At 60.9% G+C, this 5,575-nt stretch carries 4 protein-coding genes and 2 pseudogenes; 5 read left to right on the top strand and 1 reads right to left on the bottom strand.

Annotation, left to right across the window (positions count from 1 at the left end):
- Positions 1-175 precede the first annotated feature (175 nt).
- The 5 genes and pseudogenes from ACHFGA_RS03145 to ACHFGA_RS03125 form a co-directional block, all read left to right on the top strand.
- Positions 176-1,096 (top strand): replication initiation protein, encoded by a 921-nt coding sequence (locus ACHFGA_RS03145; protein WP_394280977.1) that lies wholly within the window; start codon positions 176-178, stop codon positions 1,094-1,096.
- Between the two features lie 175 nt (positions 1,097-1,271).
- Positions 1,272-1,517, top strand: a complete 246-nt coding sequence (locus ACHFGA_RS03140) for a ribbon-helix-helix domain-containing protein (RefSeq protein ID WP_394280976.1) — start codon at positions 1,272-1,274, stop codon at positions 1,515-1,517.
- Positions 1,514-1,756, top strand: a complete 243-nt coding sequence (locus tag ACHFGA_RS03135) for a toxin (protein ID WP_394280975.1) — start codon at positions 1,514-1,516, stop codon at positions 1,754-1,756. Before ACHFGA_RS03140 ends, ACHFGA_RS03135 begins: the two co-directional genes overlap by 4 nt.
- Positions 1,757-1,895: 139 nt before the next feature.
- Positions 1,896-4,736, top strand: coding sequence for a DNA methyltransferase (locus ACHFGA_RS03130; RefSeq protein WP_394280974.1), 2,841 nt, complete (start codon positions 1,896-1,898; stop codon positions 4,734-4,736).
- An 8-nt stretch (positions 4,737-4,744) separates the two neighbouring features.
- Positions 4,745-4,894: pseudogene (locus ACHFGA_RS03125) on the top strand (IS6 family transposase); the annotation flags it as partial.
- A gap of 267 nt (positions 4,895-5,161) precedes the next feature.
- On the opposite strand, the pseudogene ACHFGA_RS03120 reads toward ACHFGA_RS03125, so the two are convergent.
- Positions 5,162-5,575, bottom strand: a pseudogene (locus ACHFGA_RS03120) (amino acid permease); the annotation flags it as partial.

Below are 5,575 nucleotides of genomic sequence, written 5' to 3'. Positions count from 1 at the left end.
GTCGCCGTCTTCGAGACGTTCGAAGTACATGCGTACCGCGCGTTGTTGGGTGGCGGTGTCGTACTTGCTGGGCCGTGCCATGATGCTGATCGTCCTCCTAGGGTAAAACCTAGTCTCCGACCAACCCAGGCCGCCTCAGCTTCTAGCGGCCACGAGCCGGACCCTGGGCGGGTTTTTGGACCACGACCCGAACTTCGCCCACAGGTTCAGCCGCAGCCCCTTCTACACGGGCGATAGCCCGGATCGCTATATCTGGTACCGGCAGCATCACCGCATTGACCGGTTGTCCGACTTCATCAGGGAGGTGCGCGAGGTGACCGACGAGCCCCAGCATGTATCGCCCCGCCAGGAGTTCTCCAGTGGCCGCGAACTCATCGAGACGGTCAAGGCACGCCGCGAGCAGGCCCAGGCCTTCCGTGCGATCGCCGACGAGATCGAAGCCGAGATGGGCGAGGAGACGGACCGCTACAACCCGGATTTGATCGACGGTGTCCTGGTGCGCTGGATCAACCCGGGACGCGCCGCGCGCGACGAGACAGCGTTTCGCCACGCCCTGAAGACCGCACACCGGCTACGGGCGGCGGGGGAGCGAATGACCGACGCGGCGATCATCGACGCCTATGAGCGCGCCTACAACATCGCCCAACGTGAAGGTGGCGACGGCAGGGCAGCGGAGATGCCTCCGATGCGAGATCGCCAGACCATGGCCCGCCGGGTGCGCGGCTACGTCACACAGGGCAAGACCGACTCCTACGGCACACCCACCGCCCGCTACGCCACCACAAGCCAGCGCAAAGCCCTGGCCACCATGGGCCGCAGAGGCGGCCAAAAAGCCGCGCAGCGATGGTCGGATCGGGAAAGTGACTATGCGAAGGGCGCACTAGCCGAACTTAAAACCGCCAATATGAAGCGAAGCTTTAGTACAGACGAAAACAAAGGACGTGTTCTCGCTTACGTGTCTTCACGCAAGAGGGAAGGTTATGACCCTGCGAGCGTAGAGGTAGCAAACGAATTGGGCCTCTCAGTGAGGAGAGTCAATGAGCTACGGAAAGAACTAGGCATCTCTCGAAAGCGAGGGCGGCCCGCTAAGAAGTAATTTAAATAGCGGAGCCGTAAGCAATATACGGTTCCCCTGCCCCCCCTTGGGCAGTGTGATGTTGTTTTCTTTTTCGGTGAGACAGTAACGGGTTATAGGGGTGCTGCCGGTAACTTCTTCTAAGCGATTGGGTGAGATGCTCGACATGCCCCCAATTCCGTAATACGATAATTGCATGCCTGTTAATATCACCGAGAAGCAGCTGAACGCCTGGGTTGCCGAGGCGGAGGATGGTTATAATGTCGATGCGCTGAAGAAGCGCGGACGGGGGCGTCCGGGTCGTGGCCCCGAAGCTTCCCAGGTGGTTACGGTTCGTCTCACCCCGGAGGAGCTGGAGTTACTCGACAGGATCGCAGCCGAAAAGCATCTGTCGCGTTCAGAGATGATGCGCCAGGCGATCAGCGCTATCACCGCGGCATGAGGGTGGCGGCCTCCGCCACCAAGCACGGCATCAGTGAGGAAGACGGTATCAATGCCGCTTCATTTCCGACATGGGTCGCACCCCTTGATGATGATCCCGCGCAATGGCGTGAACTGCGCCTCGGGTTCGACACTCACGCCCGTCTTTTGGAAACTGTCGTGGTTGTCGCCTCCGACGGGGACGAATTGCTGATTCACGCAATGAAGGCGCGGTCGAAATACGTCGATCTCCTTAGGTAACCGCTCGGTGAGTCGACGGTTGCCTAAGGGGCGCCCTTAGAGGGCAGTCGTCACCCGGCAGAACAAGCCGCTTCTCGTCGAACCGCGACCGTTGGCGGATTTCGGCTCCGGGTGTGGCGTTGCTGGATATGGTGGGATGGTGACCACTCCTGCCCCCCAGCGTCTCGACCGCTCTGAAATGCGGCACAACCTCGACAAGTTCAAATTGCACTGGCGTGAGCGTCTCGATAGCTGGACTGAAGCTAACCAGGGGGCGATTGAGAAGAAGTACGCCCAGTCCTTCTGGGCGGACTTCCTCGCCTGCTTCGGTGTGAGTGCCGCGCGCATGGACCTCTTCGAGCAGGACGCCCGCAGAGCCTCGACGGGCAACACCGGCTACATCGACCTGTTCTGGCCGAGCGTGGTCATCGGAGAGGCCAAAAAGCCCGGGGTGGACCTCCAGGTGGCCGTCGATCAGGCCCGCGACTACCTCCAGGGCGGGTCCGTCTCGGCCACCGAGCAACCCCGCTACATCCTCGCCTCCGACTTCGAGACCTTCCGCCTTCTGCGTCTGGGTGACCCCGAGCAGCGCTTCGACGTGACCTTCTCCCTGGGGGAGGTGACCGATCATGTGGACGAGCTGAAATTCCTCGCCGGCTACGACGAGTCCATGACCCGCGAGGAGGAACAGGCTGCTTCGATCAAGGCGTCAAAGATCATGGCGAACCTGTTCACCGCGATGGCGGGTGACGACGTGGATGAGAACGTGGCCGATGCCGCACCCACCAACCCGGAGGACGAGGACGAGGAAGTCCAGCGCACCTCCGTGTTCCTTACCCGACTGCTGTTTCTCCTTTTCGGTGACGATGCCGGCCTGTGGGAGCAGGACCTGTTCTACCGCTTCGTCCACGAGCACACGACCAGCGAAAACCTGGGCGGGCAACTCGATGCCCTGTTTGACGTGCTCAACACCCCCGAGACCAAGCGCAGGCGGGTGCCGGAGTCGATGGCGGCGTTCCCCTACGTCAACGGGGCCCTCTTCGACAGGGCAGGCGAGACACGCACCACCACGTTTTTCAGCCCCGCCATGCGCGAAGCCCTTTTGGAGGCGTGCCGGTTCCACTGGACGGATATTTCCCCTGCGATCTTCGGCAGTCTTTTCCAGCTGGTGAAGTCGAAGGAGGCCCGCCGCCTGGACGGGGAGCACTACACCAGCGAGAAAAACATCCTTAAGACCATAGGCCCCCTCTTCCTCGACGAACTGCGCACCCAGGCCGACAGGCTGATTGCCGCGAAAACGGGGAGCGTGAAAAAGCAGCTGGAGAACCTGCGCACCTTCCGCGACAGCCTCGCCACCCACGTGTTCATCGACCCGGCGTGCGGGTCCGGCAACTTCCTCATCGTCGCCTACCGCGAATTACGCCGCATCGAGACGGACGTGATCGTCGCAATCCGCGAGCGCGAAGGCATCACCGACATGTCCCTGGATGTGACGTGGGAGCAGAAACTGTCCATCGGCCAGTTCTACGGCATCGAGTTGAACTGGTGGCCCGCCAAGATTGCCGAGACCGCCATGTTTCTCGTCGACCACCAGGCCAACCGGGAGCTTGCCGACAGGGTGGGCCGCGCCCCGGAGCGCCTTCCCATCACAGTTACCGCGCACATCTCCCACGCCAACGCCCTGGCCATCGATTGGCGCGACATCCTTCCCACCGCCCTGGGAAAGACCTACGTGTTCGGGAACCCTCCGTTTATCGGCCAGTACACGAAGACGAAGGAGCAGCAGGAGGATATGCGGCGCGTGTGGGGCGCCGACTACGACGGTTACCTCGACTACGTCACAGGTTGGCACGCCCAGGCCATGACGCTTCTGGCGGAGCGGGCAGGCGAATTCGCTTTTGTCACCACAAACTCGATCACCCAGGGCCAACCGGTCCCGGCCCTGTTCGGCCCGCTCACCCGTGAGGGGTGGCGGATCAAGTTCGCCCACCGCACGTTCGCCTGGGACTCCGAAGCCCCGGGGAAGGCCGCGGTGCACTGCGTGATCGTCGGCTTTACTCGCGACCGGGGAGTTAAACAGCGACTTTGGGACTACCCGCACGTCCGGGGCGAGGCCGTCGAGCAGATGGTGGAGACCGGGATTAACGCTTATCTGATCGACGGGCCGAACATCCTGGTAGTCAGACGCTCTAAACCTCTGGCGGCAATCCCACCGGCTCGATTCGGTTCTAAACCGGTTGATGGAGGTGAACTGATTGTGGAAACAGGGGAATACGGTGAAGTGGCCGCTGATCCTGTGGCCGCTAAATATCTCCGCCCATTTCGGATGGGGCGTGAGCTGGTGCGGGGATTGGATCGCTGGTGCTTATGGATGGCAGATGAATTCGACCCGGCAGATTTGGGTCGGTCACCCATCCTCAAAATGCGGGTCGAGGCTGTGCGGACGATGCGTCTAAACAGCAAAAAGGCAGCCACCCAGCTCTCTGCTTCCACCCCGTATCTGTTTCAGGAAAACCACCAACCTGAGACCAACTATGTGGGTATTCCTGCGGTTGTTTCACAAACCAGAAATTTCTATGCCGCCGCTCACCTGCCTCCCGAGGTCATAGCCGGCAACAAGCTCTATGTGGCGGATGACCCGGAGGGGCTCTTGTTTGGCCTTATTTCATCCTCAATGTTCATAGCCTGGCAGCGGGCGGTAGGGGGGAGGCTTAAGTCTGACCTCAGTTTTTCCAACACCCTTGTCTGGAACACGTTTCCTCTACCGGAATTGGCTGATTCGACTCGCGAGCGAATTATCTCGGCTGGAGAAAAAGTTCTTGAAGCTCGGGCGCTGCACCCGGAGCGTTCTTTGGCCGATCACTACAACCCGCTGGCCATGGCCCCGGAATTGATTAAGGCCCATGAGGCTCTGGATCGCGAGGTGGACAAGGCAATGGGTGCTGGGCGAAAACTGGTGCTGTTGCAAAGTTGGGGCAGTAGGAAGACCGGCGTGGAATAATCAGGTCCATGGGCATCTTCTCCGGTCGGCAGTTCCCTCGTGAAATCATCCTGTGGGCGGTGCGGTGGTACTGCCGCTACGGCGTGAGCTATCGCGACCTCGAAGAGATGATGACCGAGCGGGGAGTGCCGGTCGATCACACCACGATCTACCGCTGGGGGTGATGTTGATACTCCATCTCGCCTGCATCGTTTCCTCCTGGGTGCTCGATCCAGCCCCGAGTGCACGGGACCATTGATCGGTACACCCCCAATCTGCCAAGTGTTTGTGAAGGACGAACTGTCCTTCACGTGAAGGTTCGGTGAAGCCGGTACGGCGTGTGCCACAAGTGTGGGGAGTTGCGCGCCTCAACGCGCTCAGCGGACGCGCGTCGTGCGGCCTGAATCGCGCTGGGTTGGTTGGAGTCTCTGGTGTGCTCTGTGTTCTCACTGGTGTTGGTGGTGTCGCACGGCGAGCCACTGGGCGAGGACGATGGCTAGGGCCACTAGCGCGGTGATGACGAGGGTGAACGGGTCCGATTGGCTCTTGGTGAGCAGGAAGGGCACCAGTACCGCGAGGTCAAGGATGATCGCGAGCAACGGGATCCAGGAGTTGGCGGCGACGTCGTTTTTGAGACGGCGGATGATCCCGAAGTGGATGGCAATGTCCATGGCCAAATACAAGATAGCGCCAAGGGAGGCGATCTGGGAGAGGTCGAAGAAGGCAGCCATCACGATCGCCAGCCCGGCGGTGATGTAGAGCGACTGATGTCCTGGCCGGCCGGGCAGGCCCGGGGCTTGGCCCATTTCTCGGAGCATGTCGTAGAGCTTCGAGACTGAGAATAGGCTCGCGATCAAGTT

Origin of the sequence: Corynebacterium sp., from assembly GCF_043426755.1 — a bacterium.
Taxonomy (GTDB): domain Bacteria; phylum Actinomycetota; class Actinomycetes; order Mycobacteriales; family Mycobacteriaceae; genus Corynebacterium.
Note: the sequence above shows the minus strand (reverse complement) of the source record. Positions and strands in the feature narration are given on the sequence as shown.